We start from the raw sequence: 17,342 nt of genomic DNA, 5'->3' as shown, positions 1-17,342 counted from the left end.
CGTTATAAGGAACCCGTCAGTTCCGCAACCGGAGGACTACACCTTGGTGACGTCCTCGACCTCCTCCGCCGGCTCCCTGCCCGGTGTCTTCAGATCGAACTTGGTGATCGCGAACCGGAAGATCACGTAGTACAGGGCCGCGAAGCACAGCCCGATCGGGATGATCGCCCACGGTCTCGTCGCGAGGTTCCAGTTGATGACGTAGTCGATGAGACCGGCCGAGAAGCTGAAGCCGTCGTGCACCCCGAGCCCCCACGTCACCGCCATCGACACCCCCGTCAGCACCGCGTGCACCGCGTACAGCAGCGGCGCGATGAACAGGAACGAGTACTCGATCGGCTCGGTGATCCCCGTCACGAACGACGTCAGGGCCACCGAGAGCATGAGCCCGCCGACCTCCTTGCGCCGCTCCGGCTTCGCGCAGTGCGTGATCGCCAGCGCCGCCGCCGGCAGCGCGAACATCATGATCGGGAAGAACCCCGAGGTGAACTGCCCCGCGTTCGGATCGCCCGCCAGGAACATGTTGATGTCACCGTGCACCTGCGAGCCGTCCGCCTTGGTGTACGTCCCGAACTGGAACCAGATGGGCACGTTCAGGAACTGGTGCAGTCCGATCACCAGCAACGCCCGGTTCGCGACACCGAACAGCCCCGCACCCCACGCCCCCGCGTCCTTCAGCCAGTCACTGAAGTTCTCCAGCCCGTCACCGATCGGCGGCCACACCCACAGACACAGCGCCGCGAAACCGATCGCGACGAACGCCATGATGATCGGGACCAGCCGCCGCCCGTTGAAGAACCCGAGCCAGTCCACCAGCTTCGTGCGGTGGTACCGCTGCCAGAAGAACGCCGTCAGCAACCCCATCACGATGCCGCCGAACACCCCCGGGTTCTGGTAGGTGAACGCCACCACCGTGTGGTCCACCGCCGCCTGGCACCCGATGCCCGGCACGGCCTTCGCCCCGCTCGGACAGTCCTCCGGGAACTGCCTCAACACCGTGAAGTAGACGAGGAATCCGGCCACCGCCGCCAGCGCCGTCGACCCGTCCGCCTTCTTCGCCATCCCGATGGCCACACCCACGCAGAACAGCAGCGGCAGCCCCAGCTGGCCGTCGAGCAGCGCCCCGCCCGCGCCCCCCATCACCTTGGAGACGTTCGTCCAGCCCAGCCCGTCGTCCCCGAACACGTCCGGCTGGCCGAGCCGGTTGAGGATGCCCGCGGCCGGCAGCACGGCGATGGGCAGCTGAAGACTGCGGCCCATCTTCTGCAGCCCTTGGAACGCCGACTGCCATCGCCGGCGCGCAGGTGAGATCTCGGTCTCTGAACTCATCAGTTGGCGACCGCCTGTCGGGTGGTGTAGACCAGTCACGGGCGATTGGTTGCTGTGACGTCATACTTCGGTACGGACAGCGCGATCGCCCGCGAAGTTGGGCCAACTGTGCATGAGGAGAACGACATGGCCACCAAGGCAGAGAAGATCGTCGCCGGACTCGGCGGCATCGGCAACATCGACGAGATCGAGGGCTGCATCACCCGCCTGCGCACCGAGGTCCACGACGCGGCCCTCGTCGACGAAGCCGCCCTCAAGGCCGCCGGCGCCCACGGCGTCGTCAAGATGGGCACCGCGATCCAGGTCGTGATCGGCACCGACGCCGACCCGATCGCCGCCGAGATCGAGGACATGATGTGAGCTGAGCACGCCGAACGCCCACCCGGGAGGCCGATAGGCTCGGCGCCATGTCTCGAATCGACGGCCGCACCCCCGAACAACTCCGCCCGGTCACCATCGAACGCGGCTGGAGCAAGCACGCCGAGGGCTCCGTCCTCGTCTCCTTCGGCGACACCAAGGTCTTCTGCACCGCCTCCGTCACCGAAGGAGTCCCCCGCTGGCGCAAGGGCAGCGGCGAGGGCTGGGTGACCGCCGAGTACTCCATGCTGCCCCGCGCCACCAACACCCGCGGCGACCGCGAGTCCGTCCGCGGCAAGATCGGCGGCCGCACCCACGAGATCAGCCGCCTCATCGGCCGCTCCCTGCGCGCGGTCATCGACTACAAGGCGCTCGGCGAGAACACCATCGTCCTCGACTGCGACGTTCTCCAGGCCGACGGCGGCACCCGCACCGCCGCCATCACCGGCGCCTACGTCGCCCTCGCCGACGCCGTCGCCTGGGCCCAGGGCAAGAAGCTCATCAAGGCCGGCCGCCAGCCGCTGACCGGAACCGTCAGCGCCGTCTCCGTCGGCATCGTCGGCGGCGTCCCCCTCCTCGACCTCCGCTACGAGGAGGACGTGAAGGCCGACACCGACATGAACGTCGTCTGCACCGGCGACGGCCGCTTCGTCGAGGTCCAGGGCACCGCCGAGGCCGAACCCTTCGCCCGCGACGAGCTCAACGCCCTCCTCGACCTCGCCGTCCTCGGCTGCTCCGAACTCGCCGCCCTGCAATCCAAGGCGCTTGATACCGTCCTCGAAAAGTAAAGGAACCGCCAAGAACGGCGGTCGGCAAGCGCAACCCGACCGGCCGTCCCGGCGTCTTCGGGAGTACGGGCGCCCGCTGTGCACGACGGGCGCCCGGCCAGTCAACGGGGGCCTCCTGAGGCCTGCACAGGGAGGTAACAGATCCATGGCCGCGAGCCGACGCCGCCGTAGTCGCCGTATCACCATCGCCACCGCGGTGGCCGCCGCAGTACTCACGACCGGCCTCACCACCGGCTGCGACGCCGTCAGCAAGGCACTGGACTGCGTCCAGACCGCCGAGGCCGTCGCCGACAGCGTCACCGACCTCCAGCAGGCCGTGGAGAACGCGTCGAACGACCCGACCCAGATCGACGAGGCCCTCACCTCCATCGACCAGAACCTCGACGAGATCGGCGACAAGACCGACAACACCGACGTCAACCAGGCGGTCGACCACCTCAACGAGGCCGTGTCCAACGTCCGTACGGCCGTCAAGAACGGCGACGAGACGCCGGACCTCAGCCCGATCACCGATGCGGCCGGCGAACTGACCAAGGTCTGTACGCCGTAATACTGGGGACATGACCCGCCTGATCCTCGCCACCCGCAACGCCGGCAAAATCACCGAGCTCCACGCGATCCTCGCCGACGCAGGTCTGCCCTTGGACCTCGTCGGCGCGGACGCGTACCCCGAGATCCCCGACGTCAAGGAAACCGGCGTCACCTTCGCGGAGAACGCCCTGCTGAAGGCCCACGCGTTGGCCCAGGCCACAGGCCTCCCGGCGGTGGCCGACGACTCCGGCCTCTGCGTCGACGTCCTGAACGGCGCCCCGGGTATCTTCTCGGCCCGCTGGTCGGGACGGCACGGAGACGACGAGGCCAACCTGAACCTCCTCCTGGCCCAGCTCTCCGACATCGCCGACGAACACAGGGGCGCCCACTTCGCCTGCGCGGCGGCCCTCGCGTTGCCCGACGGCACGGAGCGCGTGGTCGAGGGCCGGCTACGAGGCCGGTTGCGCCACGCCCCCGTGGGCACGAACGGCTTCGGCTACGACCCGATCCTCCAGCCGGACGGCGAAACCCGGACCTGCGCCGAACTGACGGCAGAGGAGAAGAACGCGATCAGCCACCGCGGCAAGGCGTTCAGGGCACTGGTACCGGTGGTGCGGGAGCTGTTGGGCTGACACTGAAGGGCGCCTCACCTGGTGGCGGGGCGCCCTTCACAAGGTGGGCCCGGTGGGACTCGAACCCACGACATACCGGATCTAAACCGGCATCCTCTTGCCAGCTGGGATACGGGCCCGCGGCGGTGCCCACTCTACTGGGAGCTGCGCGTTGTGCGCCGACCTCCCCTGCACCAGGTGCTGGTGATCGCGTGACAGTTGGGGCACAGCAGCCGCAGGTTCTCGCGCCGGTCGTCGCTCCAGTCGCCGTTGATGTGGTCGACCTCCAGCGTCATCGGCTTGCCGAGCCACTCCGGACCCGTCCCGCACTCGGCGCACACCTCGGGTACGCCTACCTCCGAGAGCGCCCGGCGGAGCAGGTGAGTTCTGGTCCGCCTGTTGCCCTGATGCTGGACCAGGATGTCCTCGGCGCGTCTGAGCGGTGTAGGGCCCGGCCCGCCACGTCGACGTGCCTGCCCCAGAAAGTGCGAGGTATCAAGGCCGTCCTCGGTCATCCACTGTCGTAGCAGCGCGCGTTGCCCGCCGTTGTCCTTGCGTCCCAGGGTGCGCAGCACCTCTGCGAGGGAGAGCGACTCGGAGACCACGGTCCGCAGCTCCTCGGGCGGGGGCCGCGGCTGCCTGCATCGGCGGGCCGAAGTGGGAGACATCGATCCCGAAGTGGTCGAAGCGTTGAAAGAGGTGGCGGCGCAGATTGGCGTACGGCCGCGTTCCGAAGAAGGCGATCACCTCGTCGATGTCGGAGCACTGCGCGGCTGCTGCCTCCAGGCGCTCGCGTGTGTACTGCACGCCGGCGCTCACGGAGTGTTCTCCCCGGCGCGTCCTTTTCCGCGCCCTCGATAAGTGTCTGTCGTGGAGTGGCAGTTGGGGCAGAGGAACCGCAGATTCTCGATCCTGTTGTCGCGCCAGTCGCCGTCGATGTGATCGACCTCCAACGGCAGCGGTCGGCCCCGCCACACCGCTTCCGTACCGCAGAGCGCACACTTCTCCTGTACGCCCATGGTCGTCATCGCCCAACGGAGTCGGTCACTCGGGACACGCCGGGCCTCGGTCGGCGGCTGCTCGACGAGGAGCCCCTCCGGAGTCCGGGGGCGCCGCGCTTTGCCTCGCTGTGTCGGCAGGCGGAAGTGCGAGGTGTCGATCCTGTATGCCCTGATCCGCCGGCTGATGTGCGTGTGGTGCCCACCGACCACTTCCAGTCCCAGCCGCCGGAGCACCTCGCACATGTTCGTGGAGGCCGCGACCGCCCTTTCCAGGGTCTCCTTCTTCCACTTCACCCCCTCCCGCTCGAAGTGGGAGACCTCCACCCCCAGCTTCTTCATTCGCTCGAAGACATATCGACGAGTCGAACTCCGCGGATCCACACCCAGCCTCCCGCACGCCTCCGACAGCGTCCGAGCCCCCCGAGCCGCCTCCTCCAGCCGCTCCCTGGTGTACGCACTGGCCCCCACCGAACCCCCTCCGTCCTCGGCCACACGTTCGTGAGCCCGTACGGAGTAACGAACCGCTTATCGGGCAGTCACGCCCGGAACGTGGAGCGGCCCGCGTCGGTGTTCCGGTGCGGGCCGCTCGGCAGGGGAGAAGGGGGAGGTTCAGATACCCAGGTCCTTGATGATCTTCGCCACGTGGCCCGTCGCGCGGACGTTGTACAGGGCCCGTTCGACCTTGCCCTCCTCGTCCACGACGACCGTGGAGCGGATGACGCCCATGTAGGTCTTGCCGTAGTTCTTCTTCTCGCCGTAGGCGCCGTAGGCCTCGGTCACGGTCTTCTCCGGGTCGGCGAGGAGAGTGACCTTCAGGGATTCCTTCTCGCGGAACTTCGCCAGTTTCTCCGGGGCGTCCGGGGAGATGCCGATGACGTCGTAGCCGGCGCCGGCGAGCACCTCCAGGTTGTCGGTGAAGTCGCAGGCCTGCTTCGTGCAGCCGGGGGTCAGGGCGGCCGGGTAGAAGTAGACGATGACCTTGCGGCCCTTGTGGTCCGACAGGGAGACCTCGGTGCCGTCGGCGTCGGGCAGGGTGAAGGCGGGGGCCACGTCCCCGGGCTGGAGTCGCTCGCTCATTGGGTCAGCGTAACCGGGGGTCCTGACAGTGCGGTCGCGGGCGGAACTGACAGACTGTCCGGGACAAGTAGCAGCGACCCCGGAGGCTCTACCGTGGCTGACACGTCGGACATCAGAACCCCGGCGCAGATCGAGGCGGACATCAAGCGCCGCCGCGAGGTGCTGGCAGAGACGCTCGACGAGATCGGGGTGCGGGTGCACCCGAAGACGATCGTCGGCGACGCCAAGGCGAAGGTCGTCTCCAACATCGACCACACGCTCGGACGGGCGTACGTCTCCGTCAACAAGGCGGTCACGGACGTGAAGGCCCAGTTCGTGGACGAGGAGGGCGCTCCTCGTCTGGAGCGCCTCGTGCCGGTCGCCCTCGTCGCCGTGGGACTCGTGGGGCTCCTCGCCCTGGGCACCCGGCGTCGCAAGGGCTGACCCGGCCGCGTACACGGGCGTCGAGGACAGGTAGGTTCAGTGGCGTGAGCGCCAAGAGAAACGACACCCCGAACGACAAGCTGCCCATCCGGATGCTGCACGACCGCGTACTCGTGCGGCAGGAGAACGGTGAGGGCGAGCGGCGGTCCGGTGGCGGCATCCTCATTCCCGCCACCGCGGCCGTCGGACGCCGGCTGGCCTGGGCCGAGGTCGTGGCCGTGGGGCAGAACGTACGGACCGTGGAGCCGGGGGACCGGGTGCTGTACGACCCGGAGGACCGGGCCGAGGTCGAGGTGCGCGGGACGGGTTATGTCCTGATGCGTGAGCGTGATCTGCACGCCGTGGCGGCCGACCGGTTCGAGGGGTCCGAGGACTCGACCGGCCTGTATCTCTGAATCAGCGGTTCTGCATCAGGGGTTCTGCATCAGGGGTTCGAAAGGGCTGGTGACATCGTCACCAGCCCTTTCGCCGTTCCGTCGGGACCGGGGGCGGCCGCCCCCGGCCGCGGTCACTCCCGTCGGTTCGTGGTCACCAGGTTCTGGCCGCCGGTCGCCGCTCCGCCGCTCGGTGAGTCCCCGGTCGTGCCCTCGGTCGTGTCGCCCGTCGTGCCGCCGTCGGTCGTGCCGCCCCCGGTGGAGGTGTCGCCGGTGGTGCCGCCGGTCGTGGGGCCGCCGTCGGTCGTGCCGCCGGTGGTCCCGCCCGTCGTGGTGTCGCCCCCGGTGGTGGTGCCGCCGTTGTCCTGGCCCTGGGTCGGTCCTTCGGACTGGCCCCCGGTCTGCCCCTCGGTCTGGCCCGGGCTCTCCTGGCCGCCGGTGGTGTCGCCCGTGGTGCCGCCGTCGTCCTGGCCGCCCGTGGTCGGGTCGACGGGGGCCTGGCTGCTCGGGGCCTGGACCTCGGCGCCCGCCTGGAGCTGGAGGTCGAAGTCGCCGACCGGCTTCCCCTTGAGGGCGGCCTTGGTGTACTGAGCCCAGATCTCGGCGGGCGGCCCGCCGCCGTTGACGCGCTCCAGACCCATCGCGCCGTAGAGCGACTTGTGCGCGGCGGTCACCGGGTCCTGGCCCATGACGGAGACGACCGTGGCGAGCTCGGGGGTGTAGCCGGCGAACCAGGCCGCGGTGTCCTCCTCGGCGGTGCCGGTCTTGCCCGCGGCGGGGCGGCCCGCGCCCTGGGCCGCGGTGGCGGTGCCGTTCTCGACGACGCTCTGGAGGATCGAGGTGGTGGTGTCGGCGGCCTCGCGGCTGACGGCCTGCGTGGTCTTCTCCTCGGGCAGCTCGACGGTCGCCGCGCCGTCCTTGGTGATCTTGTCGATCATCGTGTACGTGCCGTGCCGACCGTGGTTGGCGAGGGTGGCGTAGGCCTCCGCCATGTCGAGGACGCTCGCGGTGTTCACGCCGAGCGCGATGGACGGGGACGCCGTCAGGTCCGGGGTGTCCGAGGGGATGCCCAGGTCGATCGCGGTCTGCTTGACCTTGTCGGAGCCGACGTCGACGGCCATCTGCGCGTACACGGAGTTGACGGACTTGTCGGTGGCCGTGCGGACGGTGATCTCGCCGTAGGAGCCCTGGTCCTCGTTCTCGGGGGCGTAGGAGCCGCCGGTCCACCCGACGACGGGGCGCTTGTTGGTGCCGTCGTAGTAGGTGTTGGGGGTGATGGGCTCGCCGTCCTGGGTCTCGGAGTGGTTCTGGACGGCCGAGGCGAACACGATGGGCTTGAAGATGGAACCGACCTGGAAGTCGCCGCGGGTCGCGCCGTTCGTGTACTGCTTGACGTAGTCGACGCCGCCGTACATCGCGACGACCTTGCCGGTCTTGGGGTCGACGGAGGCGCCGCCCGCGCGGACGTAGTTGTCGACCTTGTTGTTCTTCTTGTCGAGCTTCTTCATCACCTGGTCGTTCACCGCCTTCACGAAGGCGTCCTGCTTGCTCTTGTCCAGGGTGGTGGTGATGCGGTAGCCGCCCGCTTCGAGCTGCTCGGCGGTGACGATCTTGTTGGTGGTGAGGTAGTCCTTGATCGCCTGCACGATGTAGCCGCGCTGCCCGGACAGGCCGGTGGAGAGGGTCTGCTCCTTCGGCATCGGGAACTTCAGCCCGGCGCGCTCGGACTGGGCCAGCCAGCCCTTCTTGACCATGCCGTCCAGGACGTAGTTCCAGCGGGCCTCGGCCGCCGCCTTGTTCTCGGGGTGCGCGACGACGTCGTACTCGCTCGGCGCGTTGACCAGCGCCGCGAGGTAGGCGGCGTGGGCCGCGTCGAGGTCGACGGCGTCCTGGCCGTAGTAGGCCTGGGCGGCGGCCTGGAGGCCGTAGGCGTTGCGGCCGAAGAAGCAGGTGTTGAGGTAGCCCTCGAGGATCTGGTCCTTGGGCTGGGTGCGGTCCAGCTTGATCGAGATGAAGAACTCCTTCACCTTGCGGGTGACGGTCTGGTCCTGGGCCAGGTAGTAGTTCTTCACGTACTGCTGGGTGATCGTCGAGCCGGACTGCTTGCCCTTGCCGGTGGCGGTGTTCCAGCCGGCGCGGAGCATGGCCTTGGGGTCGATCGCGGACTCGGTGAAGAAGTCGCGGTCCTCGGCGGCCAGTACGGCGTGCTGGGCGTCCTTGGAGACCTGGGAGAGGGAGACGTTCTCGCGGTTGACCTCGCCGTCGCGGGCGAGCTGGCTGCCGTCGGCGTAGAGGTAGACGTTGGACTGCTTGATGGCGAGCGCGTTGGCCGGCGGGATCTTGACCATGGAGTAGCCGAGGAAGAACAGGCCGGCCAGAACGATCAGCCCGAGGACGAAGGTGCCCAGCACCATGCGCCAGGTCGGGATCAGCCGCCGCCAGCCGGTGCGCTTGGGCCGCTTGGCCTTCTTCTTCCCGCCGGGCTCTTCAGCCGTCTGTGGGTCTGTCGGTGCCCAGCCCTCGGTCGTCGGCTGCTGCGGCTGGTCGCTCATCTCGTGCACGGACTCCTGTTTCGCGTCGTACGTCCCCGTACGACCTCGTACGCTGTCTGCGTCCCCTGTTGAAGACTCTCGCACCCTGCGTTCCGTTCCCGGATATGGCGCGCGTCTCGCCCGGAAAATGGGTGGCCCGCCCCGTCACCTGCGCACTAGGCTCCTGCGCTTCGGTGTCCGCGGGCCGAGGAGGGCTGTTGATGTGGGTTCATGGCGGTTGTACGCGACCGTCGCGGCAGGGGGATTCCGACGATACGCGACATATCGCGCGGCCACGTTCGCGGGGGTGTTCACCAACACCGTTTTCGGTGTGATCCTCGTCTACACGTACCTCGCGCTGTGGGACGAGAAGCCCCATCTGGGCGGCTACGACCAGGCGCAGGCGGTCACCTACGTCTGGCTGGGGCAGTGCCTGTACTCGACGCTGGCCATCCAGGGCGGCGGCGCCGAGAAGGACGTGATCGAGCGGATCCGCACGGGTGAGATCGCGGTCGACCTGTACCGCCCGGCCGACCTCCAACTGTGGTGGCTGGCGAGCGACTTGGGCCGCTCGCTGTTCCAGCTGATCGGACGCGGGGTGATCCCCTTCGTGTTCGGCGCACTGTTCTTCCCGATGGCGCTGCCCACCGACGTCACGTCCTGGGCGGCCCTGCTCGTGGCGCTGCTGCTCGCGATGGTCGTCAGCTTCGGGATCCGCTATCTCGCGGCGCTGAGCGTGTTCTGGCTGCTGGACGGCATGGGCATCATGCAGGCCGTGATGATCACGGGGGTCTTCTGCTCGGGCATCGTGTTCCCGCTCAACGCCTTCCCCGGGGTGCTCGGCGACATCGTGCGGGCGCTGCCGTGGGCGGCGCAGCTCCAGATGCCGGCGGACGTGCTGATGGGGGAGACCGACCCGCTGGGGGCGTTCGCGTTCCAGGCGACGTGGGCGGTGGTGCTGCTGGCGGCCGGGCGGCTGCTCCAGTCGGCGGCGACGCGTCGGGTGGTGGTGCAGGGTGGCTGAGACGTCCCGCCTGGGCGAAGGAGTGCGGGCCTACTGGCTGATCGCGGGCATGTGGGTGCGGTCCGCCATGACCTACCGCACCTCCTTCGTGGTCACGATGTGCGCCAACCTGGTGATGACCGGCATGGACTTCGTCGGGATCCTGCTGATGTTCTCGCAGGTCGACTCGCTGGGCGGCTGGCGCCTGCCCGAGATCGCCTTCCTCTACGGCCTCTCGGTGACCGCGTTCGGGATCGCCGACCTGGTGCTCGGCTCGATGGACGTGCTGGGCTCCCGGATCCGGGACGGCTCCTTCGACATACTGCTGGTGCGTCCGGCGCCGGTGCTCGCGCAGATCGGCGCGGACCGTTTCGCCGTGCGCCGCCTGGGCCGGATCACCCAGGGCACGGTGGTGCTGGTCTGGGCGCTGGCGTCGGTGGACGTCGACTGGAGCCCGGCGAAGGTGCTGCTGGTGCCGCTGATGGTGGTCAGCGGAGCGGTGATCTTCTGCGCGGTGTTCGTGGCGGGCGCGGCCTTCCAGATCTTCGCGCAGGACGCCTCCGAGGTGCAGAACGCGTTCACGTACGGCGGTACGACCCTGCTTCAGTACCCGCCGACGGTGTTCGGGAAGGATTTCGTGCGCGGGGTGACGTTCATGCTGCCCCTCGCCTTCGTCAACTGGGTGCCGGCCTCCTACGTGCTGGACCGGCCGTACCCGCTGGAGCTGCCGGACTGGGCGGCCTTCACCTCGCCGCTGGTGGCGGTGGTGTGCTGTGCGCTGGCCGGGCTGGCGTGGCGGGCGGGGCTCGGGTCGTACCGGAGTACGGGGAGTTAGCGATGGACGTGGGGATGGACGTGGGGATGGACGCGGCGACGGACGGGGCGGCGGACGCCTTCATCGAACTCGACCGGGTCGAGAAGGTCTTCGAGGTGCGCAAGAAGACCGGTTTCCTGAAACGGGAGCGGCGCCAGGTGCGGGCGGTCGACTCGATCTCCTTCACCGTGGCGCGCGGCGAGATGGTCGGGTACATCGGCCCGAACGGCGCCGGCAAGTCGACGACGATCAAGATGCTGACGGGCATCCTGACCCCGTCCGGCGGCCGCCTGCGGGTGGCGGGCATCGATCCGTCCCGGGAGAGGACGAGGCTCGCGCACCGCATCGGCGTGGTCTTCGGCCAGCGCACGACCCTGTGGTGGGACCTCCCGCTGATCGACTCCTACAAGCTGATGCACCGCATGTACCGCATCCCGGACGCCCGTTACCGCGAGAACCTCGACCGCTGTGTCGAACTCCTCGAACTGGCCGATCTGTTGGACGTGCCGGTGCGCCAGCTGTCGCTGGGCCAGCGGATGCGGGGCGACATCGCGGCGGCGCTGCTGCACGACCCCGAGGTGCTGTACCTGGACGAGCCGACCATCGGGCTGGACGTCATCTCCAAGGCCAAGGTGCGGGGATTCCTACGGGAGTTGAACACCGAGCGCGGCACCACGGTCCTGCTGACCACCCACGACCTCCAGGACATCGAGCAGCTGTGCTCGCGCGTGATGGTCATCGACCACGGGCGCCTGATGTACGACGGCGCCCTCGCCGGCCTCCACGAGGTGGGCGAGAGCGAGCGCACCCTGGTGGTGGACCTGGAAAGGGAGTTGCCGCCGATCGAGGCGGCGCCCGCCCGCGTGGTCAAGGTGGAGGGGCCGCGCCAGTGGCTGGCGTTCCCGGCGTCCGAGTCGGCGGCGGCGCTGGTGGCGCGGGTCGCCGCGCGGTACCCGCTGGTGGACCTGTCGGTGCGGGAGCCGGACATCGAGGCGGTGATCGCCAAGATGTATGCCGGGGAAGCGGAGAAAGCGGTGTCGTAGCCGTGCGGTGAGGTAAATCGTAGGCTGCTGCACATGACCGACGAACTGCCAGAGCTGCGTGCCTCCGACGCTGATCGTGAGCGAGTCGCCGAGGTCCTGCGGGACGCCCTCGCGGAGGGGCGGCTCGACATGGAGGAGTTCGAGGAGCGGCTGGACGCCACGTACAAGGCGCGGACCTACGGCGAACTCGCGCCGATCACCCGGGACCTGCCGGTCGGCGGGGTGGCCGCTCCCAAGGTCGACATGATGAAGCGACCCGAGCCGGACGGGAGTTGGGCGTCCCGGATCGTGGGCGGCGAGGGCTCCTCGACGTGGGCCGTCGCGGTGATGTCCGGGTTCCAGCGCAAGGGGCGCTGGACGGTGCCCCGGCGGTTCAACTGCTTCGCCTTCTGGGGCGGCGGCGAGATCGATCTGCGGGAGGCGAACTTCGCCGCCGGCGAGGTCGAGATCAACTGTGTCGCGATCATGGGCGGGATGCAGGTGATCGTGCCGCCGGGGGTCGAGGTCGTGGTGCGCGGGATCGGGATCATGGGCGGCTTCGACCACCGCGAGGAAGGCGTCCCGGGGGAACCGGGAGCGCCTCGCGTGATCGTGACCGGGTTCGCCTTCTGGGGCGGGGTCGGGGTCGAGCGGAAGCTGACGCGCGCCGAGCGGCAGCGGATCCGGGAGGAACGGCGGCAGGAGAAGCTGGACCGCCGGGAGGCCGCGCGGGAGCTGCGGGACTCGGTCCGCGAGGAGGTGCGCGGCACCCATCGGCGGATGATCGAGGGGCATCACGACCTGATGTGGGAACGGCACGAGGAGCGGCGCGAGCGGAGGGAGCGCAGGGAGCGGCGCCGGCGGGGCGAGGACTGAGCGGTCCGTCGGCGGGTGCGAGCCGACTGTGGCTGGTCGCGCAGCTTCCCGCGCCCCCAGACGGGGTGGGTGCAGCAGGCATGCTTCCACTGCACCCACCGGCCCGCGGCTAAAGACGTGCCGCCGTCGAACCCTTCAGATACTCCAGGTCGAACACGGACGCCATCCGCTCGTACCCCCGGTCGTTGGGGTGGAGCCGGTCCCCCGAGTCGTACATCGAGGCGAGCCTGCGCGGGTCGTACGGGTCCCGTAGCGCCCTGTCGAAGTCGACCACCGCGTCGTACACCTTCCCCGAGCGGATGGCCGCGTTGACGGTCTGCCGGACGCTCTCGCGGGCCTCGGTCCAGGTGGTGCGCTTGCCGACGGGCATGAGGGTCGCGCCGACCACCTTGATGCCGTGGGCGTGCGCCTGGCGGACCAGGTCGCGCAGGCCGGCGAGGAGCTGCTGGGGGTCGACGGTGCCCGGCGTGCGGAGGATGTCGTTGATGCCGAGGTCGATGACGACGATCTTCACGTTGGGGCGGTCGAGCACGTCCCGCCGGAAGCGGCGGACGCCGGCCTGGTTCTCCAGGGGGCGGCCCCGGGCGTCCGCGAGGACTCGGTTGCCGCCGATCCCCTCGTTGACGACGCTGTAGCGGGGCAGCTCCCGGCCGGCGGCGAGCGCGGTGCGCAGGCGCCGGTTCAGGAAGTCCGGCCAGCGGGCGTTGGCGTTGGCGGTGGAGTTCTTGCCGTCGGTCAGCGAGTCGCCGAAGGCGACCACCGTGCCGTCGGCCTCCTCGCTGAGCACGTCCAGCGCGGTGAGGTACCGCCAGCGGTCGACCTGCTCCGTGTACCCCGTGCCGGTCTCGTCCTCGGTGAGGTCGCCCGGGCCGGCGTACGAGGTCTGCCGGGCTGTCGGGTGGTAGGTGACCGGACCGGACAGGGTGGGGGAGTAGGTGGTGACGAGGACGTCGGTGCCCGCCGGGACGGCCAGGGCGACGGCGTCGCTGAGCACCTGCGCGCCGGCCGGGATGACGACCGTGGTGTTGCCGGCGAAGGTGAGCCGCCGCGTGGTCCCCGCCTCGGCCGCGGCGGTCTCCCGGCCGGCGGCGAGGGCGAGGGTGGCGTGCGTGATGGTCAGCGCGGTCCGGCCGTAGAGATTGGACAGCGTGACGCGGGCACTCGTACCGCCGACGCTGGTGTGGACGACGTTGCGGACGGAGCGGCCGGTCATGCCCTCGGCCTGGGTGCCGGGCTCGGCGCCGACCGGGGAGGCGGACCAGGTGCCGACCCAGACTCCGGCGGAGGCGGGCGCGGCGGGGGGGAGTGCGGGCCGGGAGCCGGACAGCGGGTCGCGGTCCGTGGTGCCGGTGCCGGCGGCCACTCCGACATAGATGGCGGTGGACAGGGCCACGATCACAGAGACGATCGCGGCGAGCAGGGCGTAACCATGACGCCGAGTCATGTGGTGCTGTTCTCCTCAGGAGATGGGAACCCGGGGCTCCGATCTGATGAGCTCATGATGAGGCATGAACCTGCCGACAAGTGACGAGACCCCCTCCGGTTACCTCTTCCGGACAGACGCCGGGAACTCCTGTTCTGTTCCAGGAGTCGGTCAGGAAGGGACAATGTGTGGGGGATCACCGAACGGGTGGAGCGGATGGAACGTACGAAAACTGAGGAAACCGGACCATCTGACGTAGAGCGGCATGCCCGGACGGCACCGGCCGCGAATCGCGCCGCCCCCGCTTCGGCCGTACGCGCGATGACCACCTTCAGCGCCGCCGACGAGGAGAAACAGCGCGGTGTGCGCCGGATGAAACTCACCGCGACCGCCCTGCTGCTCTTCGTGGCGCTGGTGTACGTCCTCGCGAAGTGGGCCGAGAGCTCGGGCGCGGGCCCCTGGGCCGGCTATGTCGCCGCGGCCGCCGAGGCCGGCATGGTCGGCGCGCTCGCCGACTGGTTCGCGGTCACCGCGCTCTTCCGCCACCCCCTCGGCCTGCCCATCCCGCACACCGCGATCATCCCCACGAAGAAGGACCAGTTGGGGGTCTCGCTGGGCGAGTTCGTCGGCGAGAACTTCCTCTCGGAGGATGTCGTACGGCAGCGGCTGCGTGCCGTGGGGATCGGCAGCCGGCTCGGCGCCTGGCTGGCCGAGCCCGAGCACGCCGACCGGGTCACGGCGGAACTGTCGGCGGCGCTCAGGGGCGCCCTGACCGTCCTGCGGGACTCCGATGTCCAGGCCGTGGTCGGCGAGGCGATCACCCGGCGGGCCGACGCCCAGGAGATCGCGCCCGGCATCGGGAAGATGCTGGACAAGGTCGTCGCCGACGGCGGGCACCGGCGCGTCGTCGACCTGGTGGTGGCCCGGGCCCACGACTGGCTCGTCCTCCATGACGAGCAGGTCATGGACGCGGTGCAGGGGGGTGCGCCCGGCTGGACCCCGAGGTTCGTCGACAAGAAGGTCGGCGAGCGCGTCTACAAGGAGCTCCTCCGCTTCGTGACCGAGATGCGGGACATGCCGTCCCATCCGGCCCGCGGGGCGCTCGACCGGTTCCTGACGGACTTCGCCTCCGACCTCCAGTCCGACACCGACACGCGCGCGCGTGTCGAGCGGCTCAAGGGCGAGGTGCTGGGGCGCGGCGAGGTGCAGGACCTGATCGCGTCCGCCTGGACGGCCGTACGGTCGATGATCGTCTCCGCCGCCGAGGACGAGCGCAGTGAGCTGCGGCTGCGGGTGCGGGCGTCGCTGCTGTCGCTGGGCGCGCGGATGGCCGTGGACCCGAAGGTGCAGTCGAAGGTCGACGGGTGGGTGGAAGGGGCCGCGGTGTACGTGGTCACCACCTACCGGCGGGAGATCACCTCCCTGATCACGGACACGGTGGCCGGCTGGGACGCCGAGCACACGACACGGAAGATCGAGGCCCACATCGGCCGAGACCTGCAGTTCATCCGGATCAACGGCACGGTGGTCGGCTCGCTCGCCGGGTTGTTGATCTACACCGTGTCGCGGGCGCTGGGGGCGTAGCCGGACAGGCCGGGGGCACCCGGGTGGGGTCGTTCGAGGATCGCTCGACGAGGAGGGAGCCCGTCCGTGACCACCACCGCCCAGGCCGATGCCGGCCGCACCGTGACGACCAACATCCCCGCCAGACTCGACCGACTTCCCTGGTCCCGCTGGCACTGGACGATCGTCATCGGACTCGGCACCGTGTGGATCCTCGACGGCCTGGAGGTCACGGTCGTCGGCAACATCGCGAGCCGGCTCTCGGAACCGGGGAGCGGGTTGTCCATCTCCTCCGGGCAGGTCACCGGTATCGCGGCGGCGCTGTATGTGGCCGGGGCGTGCCTGGGGGCGCTGTTCTGGGGGCGGCTGACGGACAAGTGGGGCCGCAAGAAGCTGTTCATGATCACGCTGGCGGTGTATCTGGCCGCCACGGCGCTCACCGCGGTGTCCTTCGACTCCTGGTGGTTCTTCCTGTTCCGCTTTCTGACCGGGTTCGGGATCGGCGGGGAGTACGCGGCGATCAACTCCGCCATCGACGAACTGATCCCGGCGCAGTACCGGGGCCGGGTCGACCTGATGATCAACGGGAGTTTCTGGCTGGGGGCGGTGGGGGGTTCCCTGCTGTCGATCGTCGCGCTCAACACGGACATCTTCGCGAAGGACGTGGGCTGGCGGCTGACGTTCGCGCTGGGCGCCGTGCTGGCCTTCGTGATCCTTCTCGTACGGCGACATGTGCCGGAGAGTCCGCGGTGGCTGCTGATCCACGGGCAGGACGAGGAGGCCGAGCGGATCGTCTCGTCCATCGAGAAGCGGGTGGAGGCGGAACGGGGTGGCGAGTCTCTGCCACGGCCCGAGGGTGAGCTCACGATCCATCAGCGGAGCAGTGTGACGTTCGTCGAGATCGCGCGCACGGTGTTCTCCGACTACCGGCGCCGTTCGATCCTCGGGTTCTCCCTCTTCATCGGCCAGGCCTTCCTGTACAACGCGATCACCTTCGGGTTCGGGGCGATCCTCACGACGTTCTTCGACGTGCCGACGGGGGACACCGGGTACTACTTCGCCGTCATCGCCATCGGCAACTTCTGTGGGCCGCTGCTCCTCGGGAAGCTGTTCGACACGGTGGGGCGGCGGGTGATGATCTCGTCCACGTACCTGCTGTCCGGGCTGCTGCTGTTCGGGACGGCGTGGCTGTTCGACCGGGGCTCCCTCAGCGCGAGCACGCTGACGGCCTGCTGGTGCGCGGTGCTGTTCTTCGCGTCGGCGGGGGCGTCGAGCGCCTACCTCACGGTGTCCGAGGTGTTCCCCATGGAGACGCGGGCCATGTCGATCGCCTTCTTCTACGCGCTGGGCACGGCGGCCGGCGGCATCAGCGGACCGCTCCTGTTCGCCGACCTGACCAGCACGGGCAAGGTCGGCGACACGGTGCTGGCCTTCCAGATCGGCGCGGGTCTGATGTGCGCGGCCGGTCTGGTGGCGGCGTTCCTGGCGGTACGGGCGGAGCGGCGGTCACTGGAGGACATCGCGAAGCCGCTGACTTCTGTGGCGTAACGGGTCGTGAAGGGGCCGGTTGTCGGTCGGCTGCGGGTTCGGTGGGGGCGGGCGTTCTTTGCGCAGTTCCC

At 69.4% G+C, this 17,342-nt stretch carries 17 protein-coding genes, 1 tRNA gene and 1 pseudogene; 12 read left to right on the top strand and 7 right to left on the bottom strand.

What is annotated here, in order from left to right; all coding sequences use genetic code 11:
• Positions 1-36: 36 nt before the first annotated feature.
• The gene (locus ABZ098_RS31950) at positions 37-1,329 is read right to left on the bottom strand and encodes a PTS transporter subunit EIIC (RefSeq protein WP_356597087.1); all 1,293 of its coding nucleotides are present in this window, start codon (positions 1,327-1,329) and stop codon (positions 37-39) included.
• A 126-nt stretch (positions 1,330-1,455) separates the two neighbouring features.
• Between ABZ098_RS31950 and ABZ098_RS31945 the strand changes: the two genes are divergently transcribed.
• The 4 genes from ABZ098_RS31945 (at position 1,456) to rdgB (ending at position 3,637) form a co-directional block, all read left to right on the top strand.
• The gene (locus ABZ098_RS31945) at positions 1,456-1,689 is read left to right on the top strand and encodes a PTS glucose/sucrose transporter subunit IIB (RefSeq protein WP_007382349.1); all 234 of its coding nucleotides are present in this window, start codon (positions 1,456-1,458) and stop codon (positions 1,687-1,689) included.
• Positions 1,690-1,736: 47 nt separating this feature from the next.
• Positions 1,737-2,474, top strand: coding sequence for a ribonuclease PH (rph, locus tag ABZ098_RS31940; protein ID WP_356597086.1), 738 nt, complete (start codon positions 1,737-1,739; stop codon positions 2,472-2,474).
• A 145-nt stretch (positions 2,475-2,619) separates the two neighbouring features.
• Complete coding sequence (locus ABZ098_RS31935; protein WP_356597085.1) at positions 2,620-3,024, top strand: hypothetical protein; 405 nt, start codon at positions 2,620-2,622, stop codon at positions 3,022-3,024.
• 10 nt (positions 3,025-3,034) lie between these two features.
• Complete coding sequence (gene rdgB, locus ABZ098_RS31930) at positions 3,035-3,637, top strand: RdgB/HAM1 family non-canonical purine NTP pyrophosphatase (protein WP_356597083.1); 603 nt, start codon at positions 3,035-3,037, stop codon at positions 3,635-3,637.
• Positions 3,638-3,681: 44 nt separating this feature from the next.
• Here the strand turns inward: rdgB and ABZ098_RS31925 are convergent.
• The 4 genes and pseudogenes from ABZ098_RS31925 to bcp form a co-directional block, all read right to left on the bottom strand.
• A tRNA-Leu gene (locus ABZ098_RS31925) sits at positions 3,682-3,756 on the bottom strand.
• Positions 3,757-3,771: 15 nt separating this feature from the next.
• A pseudogene (locus ABZ098_RS31920) lies at positions 3,772-4,435 on the bottom strand (HNH endonuclease signature motif containing protein).
• Complete coding sequence (locus ABZ098_RS31915) at positions 4,432-5,085, bottom strand: HNH endonuclease signature motif containing protein (protein ID WP_356597291.1); 654 nt, start codon at positions 5,083-5,085, stop codon at positions 4,432-4,434. The pseudogene ABZ098_RS31920 and the gene ABZ098_RS31915 overlap by 4 nt, the downstream one beginning before the upstream one ends.
• Before the next feature lie 141 nt (positions 5,086-5,226).
• Positions 5,227-5,694, bottom strand: a complete 468-nt coding sequence (gene bcp / locus ABZ098_RS31910) for a thioredoxin-dependent thiol peroxidase (RefSeq protein ID WP_356597081.1) — start codon at positions 5,692-5,694, stop codon at positions 5,227-5,229.
• A gap of 93 nt (positions 5,695-5,787) precedes the next feature.
• On the opposite strand from bcp, the gene ABZ098_RS31905 reads away from it, so the two are divergent.
• Positions 5,788-6,117, top strand: coding sequence for a DUF3618 domain-containing protein (locus ABZ098_RS31905; protein ID WP_356597079.1), 330 nt, complete (start codon positions 5,788-5,790; stop codon positions 6,115-6,117).
• 44 nt (positions 6,118-6,161) lie between these two features.
• Positions 6,162-6,512: a co-chaperone GroES gene (locus tag ABZ098_RS31900; protein WP_037710614.1), complete on the top strand. Its 351-nt coding sequence runs from the start codon at positions 6,162-6,164 to the stop codon at positions 6,510-6,512.
• Between the two features lie 113 nt (positions 6,513-6,625).
• Here ABZ098_RS31900 and ABZ098_RS31895 read toward each other — a convergent pair whose 3' ends face one another.
• Positions 6,626-9,043 (bottom strand): transglycosylase domain-containing protein, encoded by a 2,418-nt coding sequence (locus tag ABZ098_RS31895; protein ID WP_356597077.1) that lies wholly within the window; start codon positions 9,041-9,043, stop codon positions 6,626-6,628.
• A gap of 202 nt (positions 9,044-9,245) precedes the next feature.
• Between ABZ098_RS31895 and ABZ098_RS31890 the strand changes: the two genes are divergently transcribed.
• The 4 genes from ABZ098_RS31890 to ABZ098_RS31875 are packed head-to-tail and all read left to right on the top strand — an operon-like array spanning position 9,246 to position 12,737.
• Entirely contained in the window at positions 9,246-10,046 is an 801-nt protein-coding gene (locus tag ABZ098_RS31890) for an ABC-2 family transporter protein (protein ID WP_356597075.1), read from the top strand.
• Positions 10,039-10,860 carry an ABC transporter permease gene (locus ABZ098_RS31885; RefSeq protein ID WP_356597073.1) on the top strand — a complete coding sequence of 274 codons (822 nt, stop codon included), beginning with the start codon at positions 10,039-10,041 and terminating at the stop codon, positions 10,858-10,860. The genes ABZ098_RS31890 and ABZ098_RS31885 overlap by 8 nt, the downstream gene beginning before the upstream one ends.
• Before the next feature lie 2 nt (positions 10,861-10,862).
• Positions 10,863-11,882 carry an ATP-binding cassette domain-containing protein gene (locus ABZ098_RS31880; RefSeq protein WP_356597071.1) on the top strand — a complete coding sequence of 340 codons (1,020 nt, stop codon included), beginning with the start codon at positions 10,863-10,865 and terminating at the stop codon, positions 11,880-11,882.
• Between the two features lie 33 nt (positions 11,883-11,915).
• Positions 11,916-12,737, top strand: coding sequence for a DUF1707 domain-containing protein (locus ABZ098_RS31875; protein ID WP_356597069.1), 822 nt, complete (start codon positions 11,916-11,918; stop codon positions 12,735-12,737).
• Between the two features lie 109 nt (positions 12,738-12,846).
• On the opposite strand, the gene ABZ098_RS31870 is transcribed toward ABZ098_RS31875, so the two are convergent.
• Positions 12,847-14,181, bottom strand: a complete 1,335-nt coding sequence (locus ABZ098_RS31870) for an SGNH/GDSL hydrolase family protein (protein ID WP_356597068.1) — start codon at positions 14,179-14,181, stop codon at positions 12,847-12,849.
• A gap of 165 nt (positions 14,182-14,346) precedes the next feature.
• Here ABZ098_RS31870 and ABZ098_RS31865 point away from each other — a divergent pair, with 165 nt between their 5' ends.
• The gene (locus tag ABZ098_RS31865) at positions 14,347-15,744 is read left to right on the top strand and encodes a DUF445 domain-containing protein (RefSeq protein ID WP_356597066.1); all 1,398 of its coding nucleotides are present in this window, start codon (positions 14,347-14,349) and stop codon (positions 15,742-15,744) included.
• Positions 15,745-15,810: 66 nt separating this feature from the next.
• Positions 15,811-17,271 (top strand): MFS transporter, encoded by a 1,461-nt coding sequence (locus tag ABZ098_RS31860; protein WP_356597064.1) that lies wholly within the window; start codon positions 15,811-15,813, stop codon positions 17,269-17,271.
• Positions 17,272-17,342 lie beyond the last annotated feature (71 nt).

Source organism: Streptomyces sp. NPDC006335, assembly GCF_040612795.1.
Taxonomy (GTDB): Bacteria; Actinomycetota; Actinomycetes; order Streptomycetales; family Streptomycetaceae; genus Streptomyces.
This window is presented reverse-complemented; position numbering and strand designations above follow the sequence as displayed.

What these genes read in the sequence shown, in the direction of transcription:
- ABZ098_RS31945 (WP_007382349.1), top strand. Translation starts at nt 1,456, where the DNA reads ATGGCCACCAAGGCAGAGAAGATCGTCGCCGGACTCGGCGGCATCGGC.
- rph (WP_356597086.1), top strand. Translation starts at nt 1,737, where the DNA reads ATGTCTCGAATCGACGGCCGCACCCCCGAACAACTCCGCCCGGTCACC.
- ABZ098_RS31870 (WP_356597068.1), bottom strand. Translation starts at nt 14,181, where the DNA reads ATGACTCGGCGTCATGGTTACGCCCTGCTCGCCGCGATCGTCTCTGTG.
- ABZ098_RS31950 (WP_356597087.1), bottom strand. Translation starts at nt 1,329, where the DNA reads ATGAGTTCAGAGACCGAGATCTCACCTGCGCGCCGGCGATGGCAGTCG.
- rdgB (WP_356597083.1), top strand. Translation starts at nt 3,035, where the DNA reads ATGACCCGCCTGATCCTCGCCACCCGCAACGCCGGCAAAATCACCGAG.
- ABZ098_RS31875 (WP_356597069.1), top strand. Translation starts at nt 11,916, where the DNA reads ATGACCGACGAACTGCCAGAGCTGCGTGCCTCCGACGCTGATCGTGAG.
- bcp (WP_356597081.1), bottom strand. Translation starts at nt 5,694, where the DNA reads ATGAGCGAGCGACTCCAGCCCGGGGACGTGGCCCCCGCCTTCACCCTG.
- ABZ098_RS31880 (WP_356597071.1), top strand. Translation starts at nt 10,863, where the DNA reads ATGGACGTGGGGATGGACGTGGGGATGGACGCGGCGACGGACGGGGCG.
- ABZ098_RS31935 (WP_356597085.1), top strand. Translation starts at nt 2,620, where the DNA reads ATGGCCGCGAGCCGACGCCGCCGTAGTCGCCGTATCACCATCGCCACC.
- ABZ098_RS31895 (WP_356597077.1), bottom strand. Translation starts at nt 9,043, where the DNA reads ATGAGCGACCAGCCGCAGCAGCCGACGACCGAGGGCTGGGCACCGACA.